Below are 25,064 nucleotides of genomic sequence, written 5' to 3' on the forward strand. Positions count from 1 at the left end.
CATGCTGTATATCTTTGATTTAGGTAACGTCATTGTTGATATTGACTTCAACCGGGTGCTGGGCGTCTGGAGCGATCTGGGGCGCGTGCCGTTAGCGACGCTGCAAAACCATTTCACTCTGGGGGAGAATATTCATCGCCATGAGCGTGGAGAAGTGAGCGATGAAGCCTTCGCAGAGCAGATTTGCGAAGAGCTGGGCCTGGCGCTGAGTTTTGAACAGTTTACCGCTGGCTGGCAGGCTATATTCGTTGGTGTTCGCCCGGAAGTCTTACAGATAATGCAAGCGCTGCGCGACAAAGGTGAAAGGGTGGTTATTCTCTCCAATACTAACCGTCTGCACTGTAGTTTCTGGCCTGGTGAATACCCGGAAGTCCAGAGCGCTGTGGATAAACTTTACCTTTCACAGGATATGGGCATGCGTAAGCCCGAAGCCCGCATTTACCAGCAGGTGCTTGATGAAGAAGGTTTCAGCGCCTCTCAGACCATTTTCTTTGACGACAATCTGGAAAATATCGAGGGAGCACGGGCGCTTGGCATCCAGAGTATTCACGTTACGGATGCCAGTATCATCCCGGCGTTTTTTGCTGATAAGTCGTGATGTTTCGTCATCGTTACGCCAGTCAGCACCGCCTGCGGGCATTCTGGTCCTGGATCAGGTTGCTCTGGCAGCGCATTAATGAAGATGCCATGACCACGCTGGCAGGCAATCTGGCCTATGTTTCCCTGCTGTCGCTGGTGCCGCTGGTGGCCGTGGTATTTGCGCTGTTTGCTGCTTTCCCGGCATTTGCCACGGTCAGCGGGCAACTGAAAACCTTTATCTTCAGCAATTTTGTTCCGGCATCGGGCACGGCAATTCAGCAGTATCTCGAGCAGTTTGTGGCTAACGTTAATAAGATGACGGCGGTAGGAGCCTGCGGCCTGGTAGTGACGTCATTGCTGCTGATGTATTCCATTGATACCGCGCTGAATACCATCTGGCGCAGTCAACGTAAACGCCCGCTGGTCTACTCCTTTGCCGTTTACTGGATGATCCTGACTCTGGGGCCATTGCTGGCTGGTGCCAGCCTGGCTATCAGCTCCTACCTGCTGTCACTGCGTTGGGCCTCAGTCAGTGGCGTCAGCTGGCTGATTGATTATGGGCTACGAATTTTTCCTCTGTTACTCTCCTGGCTGGCATTCTGGCTGCTTTACAGTATTGTTCCCACTCGTCAGGTGGCTGGACGGGATGCGCTGGTCGGCGCGCTGGTTGCCGGATTATTGTTTGAGCTGGGGAAAAAAGCCTTTGCCCTCTATGTGACCATGTTCCCGTCATATCAGCTGATTTATGGTGTGCTGGCGGTTATCCCTATCCTGTTCCTGTGGATTTACTGGACCTGGTGTATTGTTTTGCTGGGTGCAGAGATTACCGCCTCCCTGGGGGACCACCGCCTGACACAACAAAATAAAGAAGACGAGGGGTCATGATTGCTTTAATTCAACGTGCGCTCAGCGCCAGCGTTAAGGTTGGCGGAGAAACCATCAGCGAAATCGGGCCGGGGTTGCTTATCTTACTGGGTGTGGAAAAAGGTGATGATCAGCAGAAAGCGCAGCGGCTGTGTGAGCGTGTGCTGGGTTACCGCATTTTCAGTGACGCTGACGGAAAAATGAATCTGAATGTCCGGCAGGCAGAAGGCAGCCTGCTGGTTGTGTCACAATTTACGCTGGCGGCCGACACCCAAAAGGGTCTGCGTCCCGGTTTTTCTCGCGGCGCAGAACCTGCGGACGCTGAGCGGTTGTATAACTATTTTGTGGAATGTTGCCGTGAAAAGGCGGTGACCACCCGGACCGGGCGCTTCGCCGCCGATATGCAGGTCGCACTGGTCAATGATGGCCCGGTCACCTTCTGGCTCCAGGTGTAAGCCAGCGGGTTGAACGGCACGGAAGCGAACCAGACTGAAAGAGAGAACCATTTTATGTATCACCTTCGGGTTCCTGAAACAGCGGAAGAGCTGGATACTTACTATCAGTTTCGCTGGGAAATGCTACGTAAGCCTCTTCATCAGCCAATGGGCTCTGAACGGGATGCGTGGGATGCGCTGGCTCATCATCAAATGGTGGTGGATGAAAGTGGCGCTCCGGTCGCTGTAGGGCGACTTTACATTAATGCCGACAATGAGGCGGCAATCCGTTTTCTGGCCGTGCACCCCTCAGTTCAGGGAAAAGGCCTGGGGACGCTGGTGGCGATGACGCTGGAGTCTGTAGCGCGTCAGGAAGGGGTTAAACGCGTGGTTTGTAGCGCCCGGGAAGATGCGGTCGAGTTCTTTGCCAAGTTGGGTTATGTCAACGAGGGTGAGGTTACCGCGCCGCAAACCACGCCGGTACGCCATTTCTTGATGGTAAAGCCGGTTATTACCCTGGATGACATATTGCATCGTGCCGACTGGTGCGGTCAGTTGCAGCAGGCCTGGTACGAGAATATCCCTCTCAGTGAGAAAATGGGGGTGCGCATCCAGCAGTATACCGGGCAGAAATTCATTACCACTATGCCAGAAACCGGCAATCAGAATCCGCACCATACCCTGTTTGCCGGCAGCCTGTTTTCACTGGCCACGCTGACGGGCTGGGGGCTTATCTGGCTGCTGTTGCGCGAGCGGCATCTGGGCGGCACGATTATTCTGGCGGATGCACATATCCGTTACAGCCATTCGATCAGCGGCAGGCCGGGCGCAATAGCCGATCTTGGTTCCCTGAGCGGTGATTTGGACAGGCTGGCGCGTGGTCGTAAGGCACGGGTGCAGTTGGAAGTCGAACTGCACGGTAATGATACCTGTGGGGCGGTGTTTAAGGGGGTATATCTGGTCCTGCCCGCCGACCCGGATGGCCCGCTGGAGCAGGGCGGATCCGGCGACTGAGGAGAGGCGCTGGATCAGCGCCCTTTCTTTTTACGGCCCGGCTGGGTGAAGCGCTTGCGGGAAGCGCTGTTGCCAGCCGTTTTCTCACTGGTTTTCGGTCCGCCGTTGGTGGGTTTTTTTGCTGCTGTCGGTTTGGGTTTTGCTTTTTTGGCCGCGGGTTCTTCAGAGGATGAGTTTTCCAGCAGTTTAAACAGTTCAATCAGCTCATCGTCGGTCAGGTCACGCCATTCACCCAGCGGCAGCCCCTTCAGATTGACGTTCATAATCCGTGTGCGTTCGAGCCGGGTCACTTCATAGCCAAAATGCTTACACATGCGGCGGATTTGCCGGTTCAGCCCCTGAACCAGGGTGATACGAAAGACATTCGGTGCTTCTTTTTTAACCTTACACTTTTTGGTAACCGTACCCAGCATCGGTACACCCGCACCCATACCGGCAATGAACTCATCGGTAATCAGCTTGTTGACCGTAACCACGTACTCTTTTTCATGGTTATTTCCGGCCCGCAGGATCTTATTCACTAAATCGCCGTGATTAGTCAGAAAAATCAGACCCTGGGAATCCTTATCCAGCCGACCAATGGGGAACACGCGCTTGCTGTGGTTAACAAAATCGCTGATATTGTCCCGCTCACCCTCTTCCATGGTGGTAATAATGCCCACCGGCTTATTCAGGGCAATCAGCACTAAATCCTCTTCATCGCGTGGTTCAATTAGCTGACCATTTACTTTCACCACGTCGCCGATATGCACCTGATCACCGACCGAGGCTCGCTTACCGTTAATGAAAACGTTGCCCTGTTCGATATACCGGTCAGCATCGCGGCGGGAACATATCCCGCTCTCGCTAATGTATTTATTGAGGCGTGTTGAAGAGTTGATCTGCATGGCTATTCCGCAAATAGGCGGATGATACCTTTAAACGATCATTGCGCGCCAGCCACCTGACCACCAATCATGGTCTGCTGAACGGTTTTATCGCCAGCCGTGGCGGAGAGGGTGCCATTGACCGATGGCTTTAACGGCGCACCGTTTGCCAGACTTCCCTGAATTTTCAGCTGCACGTTACCCTTCCCCTCCAGTGGCAACGTCGGCCATCCCCAGTCGTGCAACAGATTGACCGGCACTTCACGACCGTTAAGTGTTAAGGAGAGGGCACGCTGTGGCTGTTGAGAGAGTGTCGCCAGACTTTCCAGCATTCCGTCGTGGGTGAAGGCGCTCATTTCCGTAACGTTGATATTGCTGTCAGTGGCGTTGAGGCTGATGGACGGATGGCGCACATCGACGCGGTTGAAGGTTGCCTCTGCGGCGTTGAGACTCAGATTACCTGACCAGATGCCCCACTGATGATTACGCGCCATCAGCAGGTTGCTGCCGTTGCCCTCCAGCGAGGTGAGCTGGAAGGGAAAATCCGGATTGATATCGATAATCAGATTACGGTTTGCCGCAAATTTCGTTACCTGCACACTCTCCAGCCATTGCGGCAGAGTAGCCATCCAGTGCTCACGCCAGTTTTCTGGCAATGTGTACTCCAGTCCGGCCACGGCCAGTTCATCGAGCGTGAGCTTGTTATCACTGCGCGTCCAGTGCCCGGATGTCCGGATTAAGCCGTTCACCCAACGTGAACTGAACTGGTTAAGCGCAACGCCTTCAGGAGAAAAAGTCAGATTAACGATAGGATCGTTCAGTTGCAGGCTGCCATTAACAAAGGTGCTGGCATTCATCGACAGCGATCCCTCTTTGCTTTCCCATTTCCCTTCGCGGACGGTGATATTTTTTAACGCCAGATCGAGGTCGGTTATCGCCCAGTCTCTTCCTTCGAGACGGGCATCGGTCACCTCAATGCGATCAAAATGAGCCTCTGGCAACGAGAGCAAGGGAGCGAGGAAATCAGCAAGTGACTGCTCACTTTGAAGACGAATACTGTTTAATCGCAGACCAGACACCTGCCAGTGCCCCTCAGCATCACGCTGTGCACTGGCGGTAACTGACCCCAGCGCCACATCGGCACCCAGATTGCTAATCAGCAGTTGATTATGACTGAGCTTCCCCTGCAACAGGACGTTGGTTGCCGCAATGTCTTTTACCTTCAGCGATCCGGCACTCATCTGGAAACTGGCATCCTTACCCATAAAATCACCCGGCTGTGGTCGCCACGGCAGAATACCGCCGTCAACCCGTTGAGCGCTGAACGGTAATTTGCTTTCAGGGCTGTTAACAGCCATCTGATTCAGTTGCAGACGATCGGCAGAGAGAGGAAGAGGGTGGCTGTGGTCACTGGTATTAAGGATGCCGTTTTCCAGCCAGATACTGGAAAAATGCAGCGGTTCAGAAAACTGAAGGCTGCTGAGGCCCAGATCGACCTTCTTCGCCACCAACTGAGCAGGCTCCGTTTTAAGGCCGAAAACGACATCATCCAGAATAACGTGGCCCGGATCTGAAAAGTTATGTTCCAGTTTTGAGAACGCGAGCTGGTAACGGCTGTGCTGACTGACGGTGCGGCCTAGCCAGCTGTCTCCCCACTGAGTTTGCAACAGCAGGTATATCGCAATCAGTGTCAGTAGCAACACCAGCGCGATGGTCAGCAAAACTTTTCCGATAAATTTCATTGCATCCGTCCCTTAGCATGTTCAGCGAAGGACTGTTATGCCTGATTTGTCATTGAAGCTCAACCGGCAGATGACGACGGCAGCCCACAGATTAACCGCCGTCATTGTCACAGAAGAGATTATTTCTCTTCCGGGAAGACCAGATTAAGAATGATCGCAGTAATCCCGCCTGCCGCGATGCCGGAAGAAAGCAGCGTCTTCAGCCATTCAGGCGCAAATTGCAGGATCAGCGGTTGCTGTGAAACACCGAGGCCCACGGCCAGTGACAGAGCAATAATCATTACTGCCCGGCGGTTCAATGGCTCGCGCGACACGATGCGCACACCTGAGGCAGCGATGGTGCCGAACATGACGATAGTGGCACCGCCCAGCACCGGCTCTGGAATATGCTGCACAAAACCGCTTACTGCCGGAAACAGCCCCAGAACAATCAGCATCAGCGCGACAACAAAGCCAACGTAGCGACTGGCTACGCCGGTCAGTTGAATGACGCCGTTGTTCTGACCAAAGCATGAGTTAGGGAAGGTGTTAAACAGCGCGGAGACACAGGAATTAAGACCATTAGCCAGCACGCCGCCTTTTAGTCGCCTCATATACAGCGGGCCACTCACCGGCTGCTCAGAGACATCGGACGTGGCGGTAATGTCGCCGATGGTTTCCAGAGAGGTGACCATAAAAACCAGCATAAGCGGGATCAGCAGATTCCAGTCAATACTCAAGCCGTAGTGAAACGGCACGGGCACCGCAATCAGCGACTGGTCAGATGGCGTGGTATTTTCCGGCAGCATCCCCATCAGCCAGGCCAGTAAATAGCCGACCGCCATGGCAATCACCAGTGAGGCCACGCGCAGATAAGGATTTTTCTGGCGGTTGAGCAGGATAATCACCAACAACACAGCGCCTGCCAGCAACAGATTTTTGGGGGCGCCGAAGGTGTGATTGCTCATCGCAGCAAAACCTCCACCAATGGAAGTCAGGCCAACCTGAATCAGCGAAAGGCCAATAATCATCACCACAATGCCCGAAACCAGTGGTGTAATGACGCGGCGGGCCAGGTGCAGAAAACGGGATAGCAGCATCTCGGTACAGGAAGCCAGCATCAGCGTACCAAAGAGTGCGGACATCATCGTCTGTAGATCGGCTCCGCCATTCTTCAGGGCCATTCCTCCCATAATCAACGGCGTCACAAAGTTGAAGCTGGTGCCCTGAATCGATAATAAGCCGGAGCCGACGGGTCCCCAGGTCTTAATCTGTAAAACGGAAGCCAGTCCTGAAGCAAACAGCGACATGCTGATGATGTGCTGAGTATCCTGGGCAGGTAGCCCCAGCGCCTGACAGATAAGCAGTGCCGGAGTGATAACGGCGACAAACATAGCCAGTAAATGCTGACAGGCAGCAAATAAAGTTTGCGGCAAAGGCGGTCTGTCTTCCAGTTGGTAAATCAGCTCACTTTTTTTAACTGAAACAACAGATGGTGGGATATCAGCTTCAGGGGTGTTGATCGACATTCGCACTGTTCTCTGATGAACAAAGAAACGATTTTAATGGTGTGCAAAGTAAAAGCAAACGATTGCTGTGACATATGTCTCATTAAGTCTGGTCTGAGGGTGATGCGGGGCGAAGTACAATGCCAGCGAGGTAACAGACAGCGGTAACCTCGCTGCATTCGCATTGAAAGCAACGTAAAACAGTGTCGGTATTATTTTTTCACAAAGCGGGATGCGGTATTGAAGGCAGCTTTACAGCTCAGAAAAAATGCATTCTGTAGAGAATACCCAAAGCATAATAGGCAGATATACTGTTAAGTCGCATGATGAAGAATTTCACTTTTTCATTTCTGTTGAGCAGGTTAAAAATACCTTTTGGATATTTTCTTTTTTTCAGATTTTTTATCTCTGCGAGAATGCCCGATTGTGGAAAAGAAGAATAATACATCGAGGTGACAATCTGCATATCCAGCGCCAGCATTCGCCGGGAAATGCCTTTCATAAAATATTTCAGATTGCTGTTTTTGTATTTCTTGATGATCGCATCATAGGTATCTGCCAGATGTTTCTTACGTAGCAGCAACTCGTCGTGGCTCACTCGCTTTTTCGAGAGGGAGCCAGAGAGATTTTCATAATGATATGAGGAGCTACTGATGACCAGCAAATTATTAACTTGGCAGATATAGCGCAGGTTAAACAGTAGGTCTTCGCTCATCGAAACGCCTTCCTGAAAACACATCCCCGAATCATCGATGATTTTTTTTCTGTAGCACTTGTTGTGCAAGTAGCCGATATTATCGGTAACTTCCAGTTCGCCGATTATCACAGGAATATCCTCTGCACTGAAAAAGCCATATTGAGTAACAGGCCTGATTCTTTCGTCTTTAAGGTTGCCAATAATAAGATCCACTGAGTTGTCTTTAAAGCTGTTCAGGTTTTCCTTAAAGATAAGCAAGAAGTTATCATCAACCCAGTCATCGGAATCAAGGAAGATAACGTATTCACCTGCACAGTTCTTTAAACCAGTATTTCTTGCTGAACTCACGCCGCCATTAACCTGAGGGATGACCTTTATTTGCTTATGACCATTAAATTCCTCAAGAATGGTCGCGCTTTTGTCTGTACTACCATCATTAACAATAACAACCTCATAGTCAGTGTAACTCTGATTAAGTACACTGAGCAGGGTCCGATGGATTGTATTCTGAGCGTTATAAACAGGAATAACTATACTGAACATAATTTTTTCATTCATGTTGAATCCACTTTTATTCTCTGGAGTGTTTAAGATCGTAAAAAAGTAACCATAATTTTTTCGGGTTGATAAAGACTTTATGAATGGTGATGACGGGTTGAGCAGAAAAGAAGTAATTGAGGACAGAGAAAGAGCAGAACTCAGTAATAATTACGCTAAGTGCTGCACCATTCAGTCCGAACAAGGGGACAAACAGTGCTGAAGATACAAGGCAGATAACCAGAACAAAGAAGGTTTTCTTAACCAGAAAACGGTATCCATTATACTTGATAATAAATCTGTCCATGATACTGCTAAAGATGGCAAACATCGCACCAAAGCTCAGATATAAGGTTGGTTTAACCGCATCAAGATAAGCCGGGCCATAAAAATAGTTGATAAATGGTCCCGCGAGCAGATGGATGCTCAGAATGATAATGGCGGAAACGCCAAGAACCATCAGATGCAGCCTTTGGATCCTGATGATGGTTTTTTCAGGATCTTTCTCCGAAAAAAAAGAGGGATAGAAAGAGGCCAGCAATGCATAAGGCAAAAATGTCCAGGCCGTTGATAATGTCAATGCGACAGAAAATATCCCGGCTTCTTTTACCCCAAGAAAATATGACACGCTGATTTGATTAAATCGGGTATATAAAGAGACGGCGATAATGGAAAAAATCAGCGTGCCACCTGAAGCCATCATATACCTGGAGTATTTTTTTACATGTTTTGCTCCCGGTACAGATGTTTCGCCATGTCGTAACATGAACCAGATTGTTTTAATCAGGAAGGGGACAGCGGTAACTAACACAATCGGAATCGACAGGTATTGAGGATCCAGTTCAAGGTAAGAAATGATATACCGGCATGACAGACTGATGAGCAAACCCGTAACGTTAGCGATAACGTTAAGCCTGGCGTTTAAGGTAGCCTCATTGTAGACATTGACTAAATCGATGGCTGAAAAAAGGCAGGCGATCGCGGCCGCAAAAATAAAGACCAGAGCATCTGATGTCATATGCTCTTTCATTACCACCATGCCAATAATGGAAAGAATGAGATAGGTAGTCAACACCAGGAAAAATGTCGACAGCATAAGTTTTATGCCTGAATTCCTGTTTCTTGAAATCCTTTTAAGTAAAATGACATCGCTACCCATAATGGAAACTGACTGGATAAACTGGAACACAAGCATAGATATTGACATAATGCCAAATATTTCAGGTCCAACATATTTGGCCACGAAGGATGTGACAAAAATCAGACCGAATATGCCGATAATTTTCTCAGAAATCATCCATAATGAATTTTTTATTTTATCTTTCATCACTTGCCTCGTTAACGGTCTTTTTTTATCTTACGCAATTGTGCTATCAGACCAGGGGAAAGATAAAAAAGAGTAAGATATCCTGTGCTCGCTTTACACATCAGGCCTGAAAAAAAATAAGATCTGAAATTACTTCGATACAAAGCAATATAGCTGGCGATAAAGGAAGGCCTGAATTCCCCGGAATTTATTCCCCGGGCAATATAAGATGCTGTTATTTTCAGGAATATGTGATAGTAAAATTTTTTATTTTCAGGTCGAAGATATTTTTTCATTTCTGTAAAAGAGGTGGCAAAAGAAAAATGTTTTTCCTTCAGCGTGGTTCGGGTTGCCGAATCTAAAGAATACCTGTAGTTGTAGATAATACTTTCTGAGAAAACCACCTGCTGTTGCCCTGCCAGATAGAGGTAATGAACAACAAAAAGGAGATCTTCAAAATTAGCAATGTTTTCATTAAATCTTAAATTGTTGGATCTGATAATGTCTGCCCGGAAGATCTTGTCACAAACGCCATATTTAGGATTCAAATATAACAGTTCATTTATCGCATCGGTACAGCTCAGCGTCTTGCTGGCCTCCGATGTAACAGGACTCGACATCCTGATACCATCGTGGGTATAGCCCGCCGACTGGCCAACAACCATGCAAACCTTATCCTGCATCAATCGAAGCCAGGTCGATAAGGTGTCTTCAGGCAGGAAATCATCAGCATCAACAAAGCTGATGTAATCGCCTCTGGCAATATCCAGGCCGTGGTTACGTGCTGAAGAAACACCGCCATTCTGTTTACTCACCACCCTGACACCCGGATTATCTTTATATTTTTCAAGTATCATCAGAGAGTTATCCGTAGAGCCATCGTCAACGATGATAATCTCATACTGACCAACGCGTTGTTGCAGAATGCTGTCGATACATGTTTCAAGATATTGGGCTGCGTTGTACACCGGTACAATCAGGCTGAATAAAACATCTGATGAGTTGTTGATCATGTTACCTCTGAAAATGGTCTGGCCATGAAAACCTGAAGGCGCAGATATTGCGTGCATTATGTTGTCAGGAAATCTGGTCAGTTTTACTCAGCAAAGTTATCACTTCGCTCAGGATCCGCGCCATCATTTAACAGAAAAAATGCTTCTTTGCGTTTATTCCTGGGCGTCTTTATTCTGAGGAAAAAAAACAGACCTGAGAGTGAATTATTCAATGATGGCCTTTTTATTAAGATAAATGCCATGATGGGAAAAGCCATTAAATATTAAAGCAAGGCTACCGCCCTGGCTTGCAGCTACCAGTTTGCTCAATACTAAAATCAGGATGTTTACTATTAATAAAAATGGTATTAATCCGGCATTGTTTTATAAATGCCACGGTATTTCTGAGAGCCTTGCCAGTCAGGGCTGGTTTACTTGCCATTCTGAACCCGGGCAGTACTCGAAATCCTCACGTACTCCGTGTAGGCTCCGGTTTCTGCGCGCTGTCCGTCTCCAGACTGGCTGCGACAATAACGCCTGGTGGATCAGGCTCTGAATTAACCGTGATGCACATAAACCCGTTTTAAATTAAAAACCAGGATTAATGCCATGCTGTCATCTTTAATGATGAAAAAGACAGGCTCTTCATCTGATGAAATGCGTCAGCCATTCTGACGAAATAATTTCATCAAAACAGGGTGGCATAAAACAACTCGGCACCTCATTATTACTGTCAATCTCAATAAATAACCGGGCCTGGCAACGCTCGACCGATCGCCAGTTAATCTCAGCGCTTATCCTGCCAGAGCAGTCTGTAATAATGGCCTCAAAAGATATATCCGGATGTCTGCTTATTCTCTGTTATTATTTTTCTTCCGCGATATTACAGATGGTATTTTTTACGTCAATGGGTGGGCCGGAAAACAAGAATTTCCCCATGTCTGAAATGATTAATTTTCATAGAGGAAACATGGGCCATTTTGAATATTTTGTGAGGTGGGCCACTGCATTATATAAAATAACGGCTTGTGGTCAGTCAGACATGACTATATTGCTCTGTTTCCGGTAGCCAGCGCTCAATTAATGCCTGGGCCTGTTCCGGATAGTGTTGATGAATATGTCGGGCAATACGCTGAACTTCCGGGATCATTGCGCTATCGCGAAGCAAATTAGCAACTTTAAATTCTGCATTACCCGTCTGTCGAGTACCCAGCAGTTCGCCAGGTCCACGAATCTCCAGGTCGCACTGGGCAATGACGAAGCCATCATTACTGTCACGCAGCACCTGTAGGCGTTTTTGTGCTCCCTTACTCAGGGGAGTTTTATAAAGCAGTACACAGTGTGATGCAACAGAGCCGCGGCCCACACGCCCCCGTAACTGGTGTAGCTGGGCCAGGCCCAGTCGCTCAGGATTCTCAATGATCATCAGGCTGGCATTGGGGACATCGACGCCCACTTCAATTACCGTTGTGGCAATCAGCAGATGGATCTCCCCGCGTTTGAAAGCCTGCATAATGTTTTGTTTTTCAGCGGGCTTCATCCGGCCATGGACTAATCCAACCTGTAGTGTCGGCAGTGCCAGTTTTAACTCTTCCCAGGTGGCTTCTGCTGCCTGAGCCTCCAGTTGCTCTGACTCTTCAATCAGGGTGCACACCCAGTATGCCTGGCGTCCTTCATCGGTACAGGCTCGTTTAACCCGTTCAATAATTTCGGTTCGACGCGTATCCGGGATCGCCACGGTAGTGACCGGCGTCCTGCCTGGCGGCAGTTCATCAATGGTTGAGGTATCCAGATCGGCATAGGCAGTCATGGCCAGGGTGCGCGGGATGGGAGTGGCGGTCATGATCAACTGGTGCGGATGGAAACCCTGCTCCTCACCTTTTTCACGCAGGGCCAGACGTTGATGGACGCCAAAGCGGTGCTGCTCATCGATGATGACCAGCGCCAGGCCGTTAAACTGCACCTGCTCCTGAAAAATCGCATGCGTGCCGACGATCATCGAAACCTGTCCACTGGCAATCGCTTCCTGCTGTGCCTGACGAGCTTTGCCTTTTTGTTTGCCAGCCAGCCAGCCGACTTCAATACCCAGAGGCGCAAACCACTGGCGAAAGTTACTGGCATGTTGTTCGGCCAGCAGTTCTGTCGGTGCCATCAGTGCCACCTGTTTTCCCCAGGCAATCACATTGAGTGCGGTCAGGGCCGCAACCAGGGTTTTCCCGGAGCCGACATCGCCCTGTACCAGCCGTAGCATCGGGTAATTCTGTGCCAGATCCTGCTCAATCTCGCCGACGACACGTTGCTGAGCCCTCGTCGGGCGGAAGGGTAACGCAGCCAGCAATTTATCGCTCAGCTCATGCCGGGCAGGCAGTGGCAGGGCGTGGTGACGCTGGGCGCCAGCCCGTACCGCCAGCATACTCAGATTATGAGCCAGTAACTCTTCCATAATCAGGCGGCGCTGTGCCGGATGCGTCCCGCTCTCCAGATCGGCCAGAGCCATATCAGGTGGTGGGCGATGCAGGGTTCGCAATGCTTCCGGCAGGCTGATCATGCCCTTACTGAGTTCGGCTGGCAGCAGTTCGGCAATTGCGCAGGTATTGAGCAGCTCAAGGGCCTGATCGGTAAGATTGCGCAGCGTGGCCTGGCGAACGCCTTCGGTCGTGGAGTAGACAGGGGTCAGCGTGTCCTGTAATTGCACGCCACCGTTTTCGCCCTGCACACGATATTCCGGATGGATAATTTCAGCACCGCGCTGGCCGCGCTTAATCTCGCCATAAGCCGTCACCCGGCGACCGGCCGCGAGGCTGTTTTTCATTCCGGCATTGAAATTGAAAAAACGCAGGGTGAGGATGCCAGTCCCATCGCTAATCTGACAGGTCAGCATCCGCCGACGACCAAAAGTGATATCGCTTTGTAATACCTCACCTTCAACGGTGGCGAAGATATTCGGCAGCAGATCGTTGATGGCATAAAGCTGAGTGCGATCTTCATAGCGCAGAGGGAGATGCAGCAGCAGGTCCTGTACGGTCACCAGGCCCAGTCTGGCGAGCTTCGCGGTCTGACTTGCGCCAACGCCGGACAGTGTGCTGAGGGGGACAGCATCCAGCAGGCGGCCTTTCATTTTCTGCGTACCGAAGCTTGCATTGTTGCCCACCATTCAGCATCGGCAACCACTTCACCCATGCCGTTAATTTCCGGGTAAGGCAGCCCTTTGTGTTTGGCGACGCGAGCCAGCACCGGATACCCTCCTTCAAACAGCAGACGCTGCTGCTCAGCGTACTCAAGCATGCTCTCGCCGCGCTGATACATTCCGGCATTTTGTCGCTGACGCTGCGCTTCATAAAGGATCAACGCTGAGGCAACCGAAACATTCAGCGACTGAACCATGCCAGCCATAGGAATGATGATGTCCCGATCGGCAAGATCCAGTGCTTCCTGAGTGATGCCGGTTTTTTCCTGTCCCATCAGAATGCAGGTCGGGCGGGTGTAATCAACCTCACGGAAATCGACGGCTTTATCAGATAAATGCGTGGCGAGGATTTGCATCCCCCGACCTTTAAGCAGGCTGACGGCTTCTGCAATGCTGCGATGCGTTTTCACCTGCACCCAGCTGTTACTTCCTGCTGCGGTGGAAACCATGGTGCGCATCCGGCAACCAGGCCAGACAGCATGAACTTCATGCACCCCGACCGCATCCGCCGTGCGGATCACGGCTGAGACATTATGAGGCTTATGAACCTGCTCCATACAAACGGTCAGATCATGCTGGCGGGCGGCCAGCATTTCGAGGATGCGGGCATAGCGTTGAGCATTCATCGACTAGTTTCTGTTGCGGTGAACTTTAATCACGTCAGGCATCACACGGATTTTACGCATGATATTTGCCAGATGAACGCGATCGTGGGCCGTCAGGCGGATAAAAGCACAGTAAACACGGCCATCTTTCTCTTCCGTGTTCAGACTCTGAATATTGGATCCTGCGGTATTGATCGCAGCGGTCAGGTTTGCCAGTGCGCCCTGATGATTAAACATATCCACTTTGATCTCCGCGACGAACTCCTGTTCGGTGACCTTATCCCACTCTACTGCCATATATTTCTCAGGCTCTTTCTGGTAGCCACGAATATTACGGCAGGATTCATGATGGACTACCAGACCTTTACCGGGGCTGACATGGGCAACAATCGGATCGCCAGGGATAGGGCGGCAGCACTTGGCCAGCGTGATCAATACCCCGTCTGCACCTTTGATTGGTAACTTACCACGCGATGAGGTGGTGGGTGCGACAGGTGCAGGCTGTTCACTTTGCTGAAGATTTTTGGCCACCACCACGCTCATGGCGTTGCCCAGGCCGATTTCAGCCAGCAAATCATCCAGCGTCGCCAGCTTCATGCGTTCCAGCTCGTGCTTAATACTCTTTGGTGAAATTTCAGCCAGCTTCCGGCTGCCTCCCAGCGCATGATTCAGCAGACGACGACCAAGACTGACCGAATCATCACGCTTAAGATTTTTCAGCAGCTGACGAATTTTTGCTCGCGCTCTGGAACTGACGACAAAGTTCAGCCATGCCGCATTCGGGCGTGCGCCCGGCGCGGTAATAATTTCAACGGTTTGCCCGCTGGTCAGTGCCTGGGAAAGCGGATAAGGTTGCCGGTCGACGCGGGCACCAACGCAGGCATGGCCGATATCGGTATGCACGGCATAGGCAAAGTCGACGGGAGTCGCGCCGGCTGGCAGTTCGACGATGCGACCTTCCGGGGTAAAAACGTAAATCTCATCAGGAAACAGATCGGATTTCACGCTTTCGATAAATTCAAAAGAACTGCCCGCACTTTGCTGTAGCTCCAGCAGGCTCTGCAACCAGCGCTGAGCACGAATCTGCGCCGTGGTGCTGCTCTCACCCTGTTCTTTATAAGCCCAGTGCGCCGCTACCCCCATCTCTGCCATCTGATCCATATCTTCCGTACGGATCTGCACTTCAACCGGCACACCGTGTGGGCCGATCATTGAGGTGTGCAGGGACTGATAGCCGTTGGCTTTAGGGATGGCGATATAATCTTTGACCCGACCCGGACGGGGTTTGTAAAGGCTGTGCATTTGCCCCAGCACCCGATAACAGGTATCCACATCGCGGACGATCACCCGGAAAGCATAGATATCCATAATCGAATGAAAACGCTGCTCTTTCAGATGCATTTTGCAGTAGATCGAATAGAGATGTTTCTCTCGCCCACTGACGCGGCAGGCAATACCTGCTTCCTGCAAACGACCATCGATTTCAGAGAGGATTTTCTGGATCATCTCTTTACGGTTGCCACGGGCGGCTTTTACCACTTCTTTAATGACGCGGTAACGGTTGGGATAAAGCGCTTCAAAACCCAGCTCTTCCAGCTCGGTTTTCAGGTGATGGATGCCCAGGCGATGAGCCAGTGGACTATAAATTTCCAGCGTTTCCAACGCAATACGGCGCTTTTTGTCCGGGCGTAAGGCACCCAGCGTGCGCATATTGTGTGTGCGGTCAGCCAGTTTGATCAGAATGACGCGGATATCCTGCACCATTGCCATGATCATTTTGCGGAAGTTTTCGGCCTGAGCCTCTTTTTTGTCACGGAACTTTAACTTATCGAGCTTGGAGACCCCTTCGACCAGCTCTGCCACGGTCTGACCAAACAGCTGTTCCATGTCCTGGTAGGTGGCGGGGGTATCTTCGATAACGTCATGTAAGAGCGCAGCCATGAGTGTTTCATGGTCGAGCTTCATTTCCGCCAGGATGCAGGCGACCGCAACCGGATGGGTAATGTAGGGCTCGCCACTGGAGCGCGTCTGTCCCTCGTGAGCATCACGTGCGACAAGATAAGCCTGCTTGAGGCGCTTAATCTGCTCCTCAGGCAAGTATTTTTCAATCAGTTGATTGAGGCTTTCAAACAGGTACAAGGGCGAGCCTTCCGGCTGATGATTAACGACGACCTTCAGCGATAGCGGTAACGGCCTGTAACTCTGCGGCTTCCTGCTCTTGCTGTTCCTGACGATCACGAACATCCAGAATCTGGTTAGTGATCAGTCCTTCTTCGATCTCACGCAGTGCGATAACGGTTGATTTATCGTTCTCTTCCGGAACCAGCGGATCTTTACCGCCGACCTGCATCTGACGGGCGCGACGGGCGGCGACCAGAACCAGGTCAAAACGGTTACCAATTTTTTCTACTGCGTCCTGTACGGTTACGCGTGCCATAAGTGTGATACTCCACGGGTGACGAAATGACTGGGCATCATACTGAGTTGTCCTCAGTCTGCCAACAGTTTGCTGATTAAAGCATCGTGACGGGACTGTTGCCGCCCCATTCGCAGACGCTCGGCGCGAATAATGGTTTTCAGATCGGACAGCGCCAGATCGAAATCATCATTAACAATAAGGTAATCGTATTCCGCGTGGTGACTCATTTCTGCCACCGCCTGGGCCATACGTTTTGCTATCACCTCTTCACTGTCCTGACCACGCCCTCGCAGGCGGCGATCGAGCTCATCCTTCGATGGCGGCAAAACAAAAATACTACGGGCCTGGGGCATTTGCTTACGAATCTGCTGCGCGCCCTGCCAGTCAATGTCCAGGAAGACATCCACGCCGGTAGAGAGTACCTGCTCAATGGCTTTGCGGGACGTGCCGTAATAATTACCAAAGACTTCGGCGTGTTCCAGAAAGGCCTGTTGCTCAATCATGCCGCGAAATTCGTCATGGGAGACGAAATAGTAATGTTCACCATGATTTTCACCCGGCCGCATTCCTCTTGTGGTGTGGGAAATGGAAACCTGAGTGTCGTAGAGCGGTTGAGTTTTCAGCAGTGCATGGATCAGGCTGGATTTACCTGCTCCACTGGGCGCTGAAACAATAAAGAGCGTGCCTTGAGCCATGATTATTGTTGATTAGCCAGTCAGAGTGCGAATTCTGCACAGTATACACGGCTGGCCCCTTTCATACAGCGTTTCAGGCGTTTTGCAGCACTATTTCTCTGATTATGGAAAGCATCTCGCGATGACAATGTGGTGTTGCAAACTACAGAGAAATTGTTTTCGAGCCCGCTCTGATAAATCTGTGTTTGCCGTCGCCACGGCCTGATTTTGCCTCTTTAATGTCGCTGGCAGACAACATGGAGAAGTTGGCGATGCGTAACATCATTATTTTGTGCCTTCTGTGGTGCGGAGTAGCCGAGGGGCAATGTCCGGTATGGACCGCCGTCCGGGCAGAACATGAGATGGCTTTACTGGCGCGACAGCTAAGTGACTGGGATCGGACTTATTATCAAAAAGGGAGCAGTGAAGTAACGGATGAACACTACGATGCGCTGGAAAAAAAGTTTCACGCCTGGCAGGGCTGTTTTCGCCCACAGAGCGCTGTTCGCCAGCCGGAGCTGAGTACCACCGGTAAGGTTCTTCATCCCGTTGCTCATGTTGGGGTTAAGAAGCTGACGGATAAGCATGCCCTTGAGCGGTGGATGGCAGGAAAACAGGCGCTCTGGGTTCAGCCGAAGATTGATGGCGTCGCCGTTACGCTGCACTACCAGCATGGTTCGCTGGTCAGGATGATCAGCCGCGGTAATGGATTGCGGGGTGAAGACTGGACGGATAAAGCAAAACAGATCCCGTCTGTTCCTGTGACGATACCTTTTAAGGATGACTCTCTGACGTTGCAGGGGGAGTTATTCCTGCTGATGGACGATCATCGCCAGTCAGCCATGGGAGGGGTTAATGCACGTAGTATTGTTGCAGGCGCGATGAGGCATAAGGCGAACCCGGCTGTTTTACAAAAGCTGGGCGTGTTTATCTGGGCATGGCCGGACGGGCCTGAAAAGATGACTGAACGACTCTCTCTGTTACGCGAGGCGGGCTTTGGCCTGGCTGCTGACTGGAGCGAACCGGTTAGCTCTGCTGATGAGGTGGCGGCCTGGCGCGATCGCTGGTTCCAACAGGCATTACCTTTCGTCACCGATGGCGTGGTTATCCACGGCGCGCCGGTAGCCGGGGCACACTGGCAGCCTGGCGAGAACAACTGGTCCGTTGCCTGGAAGTATTCACCACGGAAAGTCAGCACTGAGGTTCGTTCTGTGGCGTTTTCTGTGGGGCGCAGCGGAAAACTCAGCGTCGTGCTGAATCTGGTTCCGGTACAACTTGATGACAAAAAAGTCAGCAGGGTGAGTGCGGGGTCACTGAAAAGCTGGCGTTCCGCTGACATTGTGCCTGGCGATCAGGTTATCGTCAGCCTCGCGGGGCAGGGGATACCACGAGTGGATGGCGTTGTCTGGCGGGTTGCCGATCGTCAGCCTCCGGAGATGCCTGACCCGGAGACGTTTAATGTAGTGAGCTGTCTGACCTACACGCCCGCATGTCGTGAGCAATTTCTCTCCAGACTGGTCTGGTTAAGCCGTCCTGCGGTGTTATCGATGACCGGCATCAGCCGAAGCAGTTGGCAGCGTTTAATACAGGCCGGAAAGCTGACGCATCTTTTTTCCTGGCAGTCATTGTCCGAAGAGCAACTGGCCCGGACCGAAGGAATAACAGCGCATCAGGCCAACAAGCTTTATCACCAGTTTACTCTCAGTCAGCAACAGCCTTTCAAACGCTGGGTAAAAGCACTGGGGGTGCCCGTGCCTGATGGCGCGCTTAATGCCATGAAGGATGATAACTGGCAGACACTGCTTGCCCGCACTCAGCAGTCATGGCAGCAGTTGCCGGGAATCGGAGAAAAACTTGCCGGAAAGATCGTCGCTTTTTTGCAGCATCGTCAGGTTCAGGTACTGATTGACGGGTTGCAGGGCGATCGGCGACCAACGCTCAATGTTCGGAGTGCGGATAATTGAAGACGGGCAGCCCAAGTTTATAGCGCAGTGCCAGCAGGCGGGCAATAAATCCAAACAGCAGGGTGATGATGACCACTATCTCATGAGAAAGGGGGGTTTTCAGCAGCAGAATGTAGAGCCAGCCAGAGGCGAAAGCGATGCCTGCGTAGAGTTCTTTCTGAAACACCAGAGGGATACGGTTGCAAAACATATCGCGCAGAACGCCACCAAATACGCCGGTGATCACCGCACATATCGCGGCAATAATCGAGGCGTGGCCCATATCAAGCGCCACCTTAGTGCCGATAATGGAGAACACCACCAGGCCTAACGCGTCCAGAACAAGAAAAGTTTTACGCAGGTGGGGCATCAGCGGGGCAAGTTGGGTGGTCAGCACGGCGGCGACTGCCACGATGATTATGTATATCGGCTGCTGGATCCAAGCGAGCGGATAGTGGCCCAACAGGATATCGCGCACCGAGCCGCCGCCTATTGCGGTGACGGAAGCGATAATAATGACGCCAAACATGTCCATCTTACGTCGACCCGCTGCCAGTGCGCCGGTCATTGCCTCGGCCGTAATGCCAATAATGTAGAGCACAGTTAGTAACATAGTCTGAACCCGAAAATCATGATGACGTTAGTTTACCTGACAACCCGCCGTGACAATCATAATTGTCCGGTGACATGCAGTTGCAAAACGACTTGCTGCGCCTGCGGCAAATCAAAGCACGGTGATGACTGCTGGCAGAGAGAGTAAAGCGACAGTGGTTTTGTTTCGTTCGCCAGCGTCAGCGAAACGAAACAAATCGTGCAGGGTGTATATAGCAAAAGAGCAGGTCAGTTTTTCTTAACGAACTCAGATTTCAGCTTCATCGGACCAAAGCCGTCAATTTTGCAGTCAATGTTGTGATCGCCTTCAACCAGCCGAATACCTTTAACTCTGGTACCGATTTTTAACGGTGTGGAGCTGCCTTTGACCTTCAGATCTTTAATCACGGTCACGTTGTCTCCGTCGGCTAACAGATTGCCGTTGGCATCTTTTACAATTAACGCATCTTCTGTTGCTGCTTCTGCGCCATCAGTCCAGACATGCCCGCACTCAGGGCAATTTAAAAGCGTACCATCCTGCCAGGCATATTCAGACTGGCACCTGGGGCACGGGGGGAGCGTTTGCATGATAAATCTCCGGTTTAATCCATAACGAAAAGGGGGGCATTCTAGCCTTTTGCCCGCTGGAAACCTACTGCTAACCTGGCCCTGAGGTAGCGTAACAATGAATTTTCGGTGAAACAATTGACAGCCAGTAACATCGTTCATTATAAGGAACGACATTGGTCCTTATAAAGAACGAATGAGTTAATTTCAGGAGCGGCTGTTGTGGAAGATTCGTTATTATTGTCCAGTGAGTTTCGTCAGTCAGTCTCATTGAGCCTTGCGAGAGTGAGGAAATCGCGTGGGCTTTCACTGTCCGGGCTGGCTGAAACCAGTGGTATCGGTAAGGCGACACTTTCCGGCATTGAGGCCGGACGCGGTAATCCAACGATTGAAACCGTCTGGCGACTGGCACATGCTCTTGGTGTGACGTTCGGTGAGCTGATTTCTCAGGAACAGGACCAGTCGGTTGAGTCCAGTTCGTCTGGCGTCAGCGTTCGCCTGATTAACAAACAGTCTTCTCCCTTTGTTATCGAAACCTACGTCATGGAAATGGCCCCGCATACCAAACGCCTTGCAGAAGCCCATATGCCCGGCGTTGAGGAGAATGTGGTGGTACTGAAAGGACGTGCGCTCACCGGGCCTCAGTCGGAACCGGTTTTCCTGAGCGCGGGTAAAAGTTGTAGTTTCGCCGGTGACACCCCCCATCTCTATCAAAGCCTTGATGAACAAACCTCCATGATGGTCAGTGTTATCTATCCTACGCTGGCTGAGGCTGCACCTGGAGAACATGACATTTATCGTGAATGGCCGGATACGGAAGATGACTGGTCCGGTTTACAGCAACAGTTTCGACGTCTGGCGCTGGAAAGCCGTCAGGGAATAAACGCTGTACGGCTTTGCTTTACTGACTGTGAGGATATCAGTCGCGCTGAAGAGCAGATCCGACAGCGATTATTGCCGGAATCACCGGGGATGCAGACCTTTTATGTCGAGGATCAGGGACCAAAATTAATTTGTCTCTCACGTGAGGGAAGTCATGCGCGGCTTGATGAGGGAATGCCAGAAAACCCGTTATTGCAGCAGGCGGTGGCACTGTGCAACCTCGCTATTTCACCCTGGGTCGGACTGGATGCTGCGACTTACGACAGACTGCAAAGCCTGGCGCGTTCAGACACCATCTGCCTGTCCAGCCTCGCCGCCGACGTGCTGACCCGTAATGGTCACCCCTGTGTGCCGTTGCGTGCTGCGCCCTGTTATGAGGTGACACCTACGGCCAGACGAGACAATGACACCGTGCTGTTTGAAGACCGGATTGATGTCGATGGCTATGCGGTGTGGGAACTGGTACATCCTGCCTATGCCAAACAGTCCGTAGCGATTGCGCAGCAGTTGGTCGGTTATCAATTTTCTGGCGCGGCGCGGGTCATTGATATTGGTACTGGTCCGGGATTGCCGTTGAAGATGCTGCTGGAGTTGTTGCCAGAACTTCAGGTTACTACGGTGGACCCGAGTGAAACGGCGTTTAATCATTTACAAAAGCTGTTCAGAGACTCTCCCAATGTGCATCCCTGTAAAGGCAGTATCACCGATCTTCCGCCGCCAGACAGGCCATTCGATGTGGCTATTTCAGTTGGCGCATCACATCACCTGGATACGCTGGCCTTTCTTGGTGCGACCAGACGACAGCTGGCGCAGGGCGGCATCTTTGTTGTCTCGGACGAAATGATTAGCCCTTTTTCCGGCATCAGGCAGCGAAAAATTAATCTGATGCAGCATCATCTGCAATATATCGCCGATACGCTGGTGCCTGTTTCAGTGAGTGAGCTCTCTCTGGATGAGCGACGTCTGGTTCATATGTTGCGTAAGGACGTCCCCCAGGCCTTATTTGAAGCCCGTACCGGTGACGAAGGGCGGGCTGAATACCGCTGCCGTCGTCTTCTGGAAGCGCTGCACAGCCTGAATTTGCCGCCGCAGCCTGCTGATTCCCTACAGGTCTTTTATCGCTTTCATATTCTTGAGCTGGAAGCGCTGGTTGCCGGACTCGACTATGAAGTTGAACAAAAGACTTCACCGGATTGCTTCTGCGACCTGGCGATGACTGCCGGGTTCAGCATTCAGCATCACCGTCGCCTTTATGCAACCTGCGGAAGAACAGACGGCGGTGCCGGAACGCATCTGTTTGTTTTAAAAGCGCTGTGAGCCGGATGAAAAAAACGGCTAAACAGGCGCTGCTTGCCTCCTTACCGGTGGTTACCGGCTATCTGCCGATTGCTTTCGCCTTTGGCATGGCGGGAGTGGTTAACGGCGTACCTGGCACAATGGTGGTGGCGATGTCCGCTTTTATTTTTGCCGGGGGGAGCCAGTTTGTATTGCTGGCTGCCATGCAGGCCGGAACGGCATGGTATCTGGTGCTTGGATTGTGCGCGCTGATGGACGTTCGCCACCTGCTATACGGGGCGGTCATGGTGCGTCAACTGCCGGCAGGGTTGCGCAGGCAACTGCTGGCCGCCACCACGCTGACCGATGAAGTTTTTGCCACGGCGCTTGTCAGGATGCCGGACATCGTGATGGCTTCCCGCAGTCGTTGGCTGAGCTGGTTGGGAATATTCAGTTATTTATCATGGGTGCTTGGAACGGTATCAGGCGTGGTAGCCGGAACTCAGCTCAGCAAGGCTGTGCCATTGCTGGCAGAAGCCATGCCATTTGCTTTACCTGCACTGTTTGTGGTGCTGGTCCAGGAAAGTTTCAGTCCACGACATCGTATGCCGATTATTGTCTCTGTGGTGGTGGCAGGCGTGCTGTATCTGCACGGATTAACGGCGCTGGCACTGATTGCTGGCGCGCTCTGTGGTTGTTGCGCGGTGTTTGTCAGAGGAAAGCTGAATGACTATGCACTTTGATCAGGCGTGGGTGGCGATAATAGCAATGGGCATGGTGACCTGGTTGTTACGCTCGTTGCCTTTTATGCTCAATAAACGGGTGCAGGCTGATAAAAAAGCGGATCAGAACTCGCCAGTTTTTTCCGCGCTGGGGCCGTCGCTGTTGGCCGCCATTATGATTGTTACTTTGATCCCCGGCGTTCAGCAGGCCATGGCTTCTGGTTACGGCAGGGTAATGTGTTACGGAATGGGGATTGTAATAACACTGGCAGCACTGCGTTTTACCAGAAATCCGGGTATTGCGGTGATTGCTGGAGTAGCGATGTATGGTGCAGGTCTGTGGTTCCTTACCATATAGCTGTGTTTGGTACAGTTTGCTGATTAACCTAAATCTGAGGAGCATTAAATGAGCCAAAGCCAACAGAGGTTTTCTGATGAAACTGGCGCAACTTGTTTCAGTGAGGCCAGCAATATGTTGTGTAAGGGAGATTACAGCCGTATCCGACTTGACTGGGAGGTGACCACCGATGAGTTCTTTCATCTGGTGTGGGACTGTGGAAATGTTCAGACTAAGGTGATTCGGGAGCGGGATCGTTTTTATGTCGTTGCGGGCCAGTGTGATGATGAATAAAAGCCTGCGCTTACAATGGTGACAACGCGTTAAAACGCAGTGGCACTTTTTCCCCAGAATGAACTGAGTTTATCGGGCTGGTATGAAAACCGGACGGTCTTCCAACAGCCCGCCGAACACTCATCTGCATCTGTACGATGAAGCCTGCTTTACCACCGTATTCATTCTTCATTTAACGAAAGTTTAGAGACATAGCGCCAGCAAGGCTGGGGCTCTCTCCGCGCGATCTATTCCTCTGTTACTGAACAGCTCCAAAAACCGCGCCATGTGCACAGGGAGTCTGGCAGATATGCGTAGAAAATCAGGGGTATTCTTTCGTTTGCCGTACATTTTTCAACTTAATCTGGCTTCGTTTTATTGAATAGCGCGAAGGCCAGATTTCCCTGGGGCTGATGCCCAGCGCCACAGCGATGATGACCTCTCCTTTGGGCCAGTGACGATAAAGCGCATTTGCCAGTGTGGATGAAGCAAGACCGGATTCGCGGGATAGTCGGGCTACGGAACTGCCCATCTTTTTTAGTGCTGCGGAAACTTCGGATGGATGCCAGTCATTCCATTCTGTCACCGTAACTCTCCTTTAGTTAATCCTTTAACATGAAAAACTCAAAATAGTACGTTTTGTTCTAATATTAAAGCTGCTCGATAGTCGATTTTGTTCTATTTGAGAGGTCTTATATGCCTTCATTTTTTACAAACGACTATCAGAAACTTATCGGCTATCTGGTTGATGCCCGAAAGAAACGTAACATCACCCAGACCCAGCTGGCAGACGCGATGCGGATCGAGCAAACGTTGGTATCAAGAATTGAACGTTGCGAAAGGCGACTTGATGCCGTGGAGTTTTATCATATTTGTAGTCTGTTGGGCGTCGCTCCCGATGATCTTTATCGTCATCTCGCGCCGAGATTTTCAGCTATTAAACCGATTAAGAAATAATCGAAGAGGCACCGCGTCCGGGCTGTTTTGCGCCACTGATTGTCGTAACTGGCACGAGTAAATGAGATTACACGCCCAATATGCTGCAAACAGGGTGGCATCAATAATCGTAAC

At 51.0% G+C, this 25,064-nt stretch carries 24 protein-coding genes; 10 read left to right on the top strand and 14 right to left on the bottom strand.

The window, feature by feature from the left end; translation table 11 throughout:
- Position 1: 1 nt before the first annotated feature.
- From yihX to fabY, 4 genes are read left to right on the top strand one after another with little or no spacing between them, the layout of a single operon-like run.
- Positions 2-598 carry a glucose-1-phosphatase gene (gene yihX / locus BG55_RS18240; RefSeq protein ID WP_034940535.1) on the top strand — a complete coding sequence of 199 codons (597 nt, stop codon included), beginning with the start codon at positions 2-4 and terminating at the stop codon, positions 596-598.
- A complete protein-coding gene (locus BG55_RS18245; protein WP_034940536.1) occupies positions 598-1,464 on the top strand; it encodes a virulence factor BrkB family protein in 867 nt (288 codons plus the stop codon). Before yihX ends, BG55_RS18245 begins: the two co-directional genes overlap by 1 nt.
- The gene (dtd, locus tag BG55_RS18250; RefSeq protein ID WP_034940538.1) at positions 1,461-1,898 is read left to right on the top strand and encodes a D-aminoacyl-tRNA deacylase; all 438 of its coding nucleotides are present in this window, start codon (positions 1,461-1,463) and stop codon (positions 1,896-1,898) included. Before BG55_RS18245 ends, dtd begins: the two co-directional genes overlap by 4 nt.
- 54 nt (positions 1,899-1,952) lie before the next feature.
- Positions 1,953-2,891 carry a fatty acid biosynthesis protein FabY gene (gene fabY, locus BG55_RS18255; RefSeq protein ID WP_034940540.1) on the top strand — a complete coding sequence of 313 codons (939 nt, stop codon included), beginning with the start codon at positions 1,953-1,955 and terminating at the stop codon, positions 2,889-2,891.
- Between the two features lie 14 nt (positions 2,892-2,905).
- Here the strand turns inward: fabY and rluF are convergent, their stop codons facing one another.
- From rluF to gmk, 11 genes are all read right to left on the bottom strand, one after another.
- Positions 2,906-3,778: a 23S rRNA pseudouridine(2604) synthase RluF gene (gene rluF / locus BG55_RS18260; RefSeq protein WP_034940541.1), complete on the bottom strand. Its 873-nt coding sequence runs from the start codon at positions 3,776-3,778 to the stop codon at positions 2,906-2,908.
- Positions 3,779-3,816: 38 nt separating this feature from the next.
- The gene (locus tag BG55_RS18265; RefSeq protein ID WP_034940543.1) at positions 3,817-5,499 is read right to left on the bottom strand and encodes an AsmA family protein; all 1,683 of its coding nucleotides are present in this window, start codon (positions 5,497-5,499) and stop codon (positions 3,817-3,819) included.
- 119 nt (positions 5,500-5,618) lie between these two features.
- Positions 5,619-7,007: a nucleobase:cation symporter-2 family protein gene (locus tag BG55_RS18270; RefSeq protein ID WP_034940545.1), complete on the bottom strand. Its 1,389-nt coding sequence runs from the start codon at positions 7,005-7,007 to the stop codon at positions 5,619-5,621.
- Between the two features lie 238 nt (positions 7,008-7,245).
- Positions 7,246-8,241 (bottom strand): glycosyltransferase family 2 protein, encoded by a 996-nt coding sequence (locus BG55_RS18275; RefSeq protein ID WP_034940547.1) that lies wholly within the window; start codon positions 8,239-8,241, stop codon positions 7,246-7,248.
- Positions 8,242-8,254: 13 nt separating this feature from the next.
- Entirely contained in the window at positions 8,255-9,547 is a 1,293-nt protein-coding gene (locus tag BG55_RS18280; protein ID WP_034940550.1) for an oligosaccharide flippase family protein, read from the bottom strand.
- A gap of 11 nt (positions 9,548-9,558) precedes the next feature.
- Positions 9,559-10,539: a glycosyltransferase family 2 protein gene (locus tag BG55_RS18285; protein WP_034940647.1), complete on the bottom strand. Its 981-nt coding sequence runs from the start codon at positions 10,537-10,539 to the stop codon at positions 9,559-9,561.
- A 1,015-nt stretch (positions 10,540-11,554) separates the two neighbouring features.
- Positions 11,555-13,636 (bottom strand): ATP-dependent DNA helicase RecG, encoded by a 2,082-nt coding sequence (recG, locus tag BG55_RS18295; RefSeq protein ID WP_034940554.1) that lies wholly within the window; start codon positions 13,634-13,636, stop codon positions 11,555-11,557.
- On the bottom strand, positions 13,633-14,331 hold the full coding sequence (gene trmH / locus BG55_RS18300; protein ID WP_034940555.1) for a tRNA (guanosine(18)-2'-O)-methyltransferase TrmH: 699 nt from the start codon (positions 14,329-14,331) through the stop codon (positions 13,633-13,635). The genes recG and trmH overlap by 4 nt, the downstream gene beginning before the upstream one ends.
- A 3-nt stretch (positions 14,332-14,334) precedes the next feature.
- Positions 14,335-16,449: a bifunctional GTP diphosphokinase/guanosine-3',5'-bis pyrophosphate 3'-pyrophosphohydrolase gene (gene spoT / locus BG55_RS18305; protein ID WP_034940558.1), complete on the bottom strand. Its 2,115-nt coding sequence runs from the start codon at positions 16,447-16,449 to the stop codon at positions 14,335-14,337.
- 22 nt (positions 16,450-16,471) lie between these two features.
- Positions 16,472-16,747 carry a DNA-directed RNA polymerase subunit omega gene (gene rpoZ, locus BG55_RS18310; RefSeq protein WP_016191359.1) on the bottom strand — a complete coding sequence of 92 codons (276 nt, stop codon included), beginning with the start codon at positions 16,745-16,747 and terminating at the stop codon, positions 16,472-16,474.
- Between the two features lie 53 nt (positions 16,748-16,800).
- Entirely contained in the window at positions 16,801-17,424 is a 624-nt protein-coding gene (gene gmk / locus BG55_RS18315) for a guanylate kinase (protein WP_034940563.1), read from the bottom strand.
- Positions 17,425-17,675: 251 nt separating this feature from the next.
- On the opposite strand from gmk, the gene ligB reads away from it, so the two are divergent.
- The gene (gene ligB, locus BG55_RS18320; protein ID WP_052018946.1) at positions 17,676-19,367 is read left to right on the top strand and encodes an NAD-dependent DNA ligase LigB; all 1,692 of its coding nucleotides are present in this window, start codon (positions 17,676-17,678) and stop codon (positions 19,365-19,367) included.
- On the opposite strand, the gene BG55_RS18325 is transcribed toward ligB, so the two are convergent.
- Both BG55_RS18325 and BG55_RS18330 read right to left on the bottom strand, forming a co-directional pair.
- Complete coding sequence (locus BG55_RS18325) at positions 19,342-19,959, bottom strand: trimeric intracellular cation channel family protein (RefSeq protein WP_034940566.1); 618 nt, start codon at positions 19,957-19,959, stop codon at positions 19,342-19,344. The genes ligB and BG55_RS18325 overlap by 26 nt on opposite strands.
- Positions 19,960-20,186: 227 nt before the next feature.
- Positions 20,187-20,525, bottom strand: a complete 339-nt coding sequence (locus BG55_RS18330; RefSeq protein ID WP_034940569.1) for a zinc ribbon domain-containing protein YjdM — start codon at positions 20,523-20,525, stop codon at positions 20,187-20,189.
- 201 nt (positions 20,526-20,726) lie between these two features.
- Between BG55_RS18330 and BG55_RS18335 the strand changes: the two genes are divergently transcribed.
- The 4 genes from BG55_RS18335 to BG55_RS18350 are packed head-to-tail and all read left to right on the top strand — an operon-like array spanning position 20,727 to position 24,014.
- A complete protein-coding gene (locus tag BG55_RS18335; RefSeq protein WP_052018947.1) occupies positions 20,727-22,703 on the top strand; it encodes a helix-turn-helix domain-containing protein in 1,977 nt (658 codons plus the stop codon).
- 5 nt (positions 22,704-22,708) lie between these two features.
- Entirely contained in the window at positions 22,709-23,404 is a 696-nt protein-coding gene (locus BG55_RS18340; RefSeq protein WP_034940571.1) for an AzlC family ABC transporter permease, read from the top strand.
- Positions 23,388-23,741, top strand: a complete 354-nt coding sequence (locus BG55_RS18345) for an AzlD domain-containing protein (protein WP_034940574.1) — start codon at positions 23,388-23,390, stop codon at positions 23,739-23,741. Before BG55_RS18340 ends, BG55_RS18345 begins: the two co-directional genes overlap by 17 nt.
- A gap of 48 nt (positions 23,742-23,789) precedes the next feature.
- On the top strand, positions 23,790-24,014 hold the full coding sequence (locus tag BG55_RS18350) for a hypothetical protein (RefSeq protein ID WP_034940576.1): 225 nt from the start codon (positions 23,790-23,792) through the stop codon (positions 24,012-24,014).
- Positions 24,015-24,315: 301 nt separating this feature from the next.
- On the opposite strand, the gene BG55_RS22115 is transcribed toward BG55_RS18350, so the two are convergent.
- Positions 24,316-24,579 (bottom strand): helix-turn-helix domain-containing protein, encoded by a 264-nt coding sequence (locus BG55_RS22115; protein ID WP_071995058.1) that lies wholly within the window; start codon positions 24,577-24,579, stop codon positions 24,316-24,318.
- A gap of 110 nt (positions 24,580-24,689) precedes the next feature.
- On the opposite strand from BG55_RS22115, the gene BG55_RS18355 reads away from it, so the two are divergent.
- Positions 24,690-24,950 (top strand): helix-turn-helix domain-containing protein, encoded by a 261-nt coding sequence (locus BG55_RS18355; protein WP_034940579.1) that lies wholly within the window; start codon positions 24,690-24,692, stop codon positions 24,948-24,950.
- Positions 24,951-25,064 lie beyond the last annotated feature (114 nt).

Source organism: Erwinia mallotivora (assembly GCF_000590885.1).
GTDB classification, from domain to species: domain Bacteria; phylum Pseudomonadota; class Gammaproteobacteria; order Enterobacterales; family Enterobacteriaceae; genus Erwinia; species Erwinia mallotivora.

Excerpts from the sequence above, each read along its gene's own strand:
- BG55_RS18350 (WP_034940576.1), top strand. The coding sequence starts at position 23,790 with ATGAGCCAAAGCCAACAGAGGTTTTCTGATGAAACTGGCGCAACTTGT.
- yihX (WP_034940535.1), top strand. The coding sequence starts at position 2 with ATGCTGTATATCTTTGATTTAGGTAACGTCATTGTTGATATTGACTTC.
- BG55_RS18285 (WP_034940647.1), bottom strand. The coding sequence starts at position 10,539 with ATGATCAACAACTCATCAGATGTTTTATTCAGCCTGATTGTACCGGTG.
- dtd (WP_034940538.1), top strand. The coding sequence starts at position 1,461 with ATGATTGCTTTAATTCAACGTGCGCTCAGCGCCAGCGTTAAGGTTGGC.
- BG55_RS18345 (WP_034940574.1), top strand. The coding sequence starts at position 23,388 with ATGACTATGCACTTTGATCAGGCGTGGGTGGCGATAATAGCAATGGGC.
- BG55_RS18330 (WP_034940569.1), bottom strand. The coding sequence starts at position 20,525 with ATGCAAACGCTCCCCCCGTGCCCCAGGTGCCAGTCTGAATATGCCTGG.
- BG55_RS18340 (WP_034940571.1), top strand. The coding sequence starts at position 22,709 with ATGAAAAAAACGGCTAAACAGGCGCTGCTTGCCTCCTTACCGGTGGTT.
- rluF (WP_034940541.1), bottom strand. The coding sequence starts at position 3,778 with ATGCAGATCAACTCTTCAACACGCCTCAATAAATACATTAGCGAGAGC.
- BG55_RS18245 (WP_034940536.1), top strand. The coding sequence starts at position 598 with ATGTTTCGTCATCGTTACGCCAGTCAGCACCGCCTGCGGGCATTCTGG.
- recG (WP_034940554.1), bottom strand. The coding sequence starts at position 13,636 with ATGAAAGGCCGCCTGCTGGATGCTGTCCCCCTCAGCACACTGTCCGGC.
- ligB (WP_052018946.1), top strand. The coding sequence starts at position 17,676 with ATGCGTAACATCATTATTTTGTGCCTTCTGTGGTGCGGAGTAGCCGAG.
- BG55_RS18280 (WP_034940550.1), bottom strand. The coding sequence starts at position 9,547 with ATGAAAGATAAAATAAAAAATTCATTATGGATGATTTCTGAGAAAATT.
- BG55_RS18275 (WP_034940547.1), bottom strand. The coding sequence starts at position 8,241 with ATGAATGAAAAAATTATGTTCAGTATAGTTATTCCTGTTTATAACGCT.
- fabY (WP_034940540.1), top strand. The coding sequence starts at position 1,953 with ATGTATCACCTTCGGGTTCCTGAAACAGCGGAAGAGCTGGATACTTAC.
- trmH (WP_034940555.1), bottom strand. The coding sequence starts at position 14,331 with ATGAATGCTCAACGCTATGCCCGCATCCTCGAAATGCTGGCCGCCCGC.
- BG55_RS18355 (WP_034940579.1), top strand. The coding sequence starts at position 24,690 with ATGCCTTCATTTTTTACAAACGACTATCAGAAACTTATCGGCTATCTG.
- BG55_RS18270 (WP_034940545.1), bottom strand. The coding sequence starts at position 7,007 with ATGTCGATCAACACCCCTGAAGCTGATATCCCACCATCTGTTGTTTCA.
- BG55_RS18265 (WP_034940543.1), bottom strand. The coding sequence starts at position 5,499 with ATGAAATTTATCGGAAAAGTTTTGCTGACCATCGCGCTGGTGTTGCTA.
- gmk (WP_034940563.1), bottom strand. The coding sequence starts at position 17,424 with ATGGCTCAAGGCACGCTCTTTATTGTTTCAGCGCCCAGTGGAGCAGGT.
- rpoZ (WP_016191359.1), bottom strand. The coding sequence starts at position 16,747 with ATGGCACGCGTAACCGTACAGGACGCAGTAGAAAAAATTGGTAACCGT.
- BG55_RS18325 (WP_034940566.1), bottom strand. The coding sequence starts at position 19,959 with ATGTTACTAACTGTGCTCTACATTATTGGCATTACGGCCGAGGCAATG.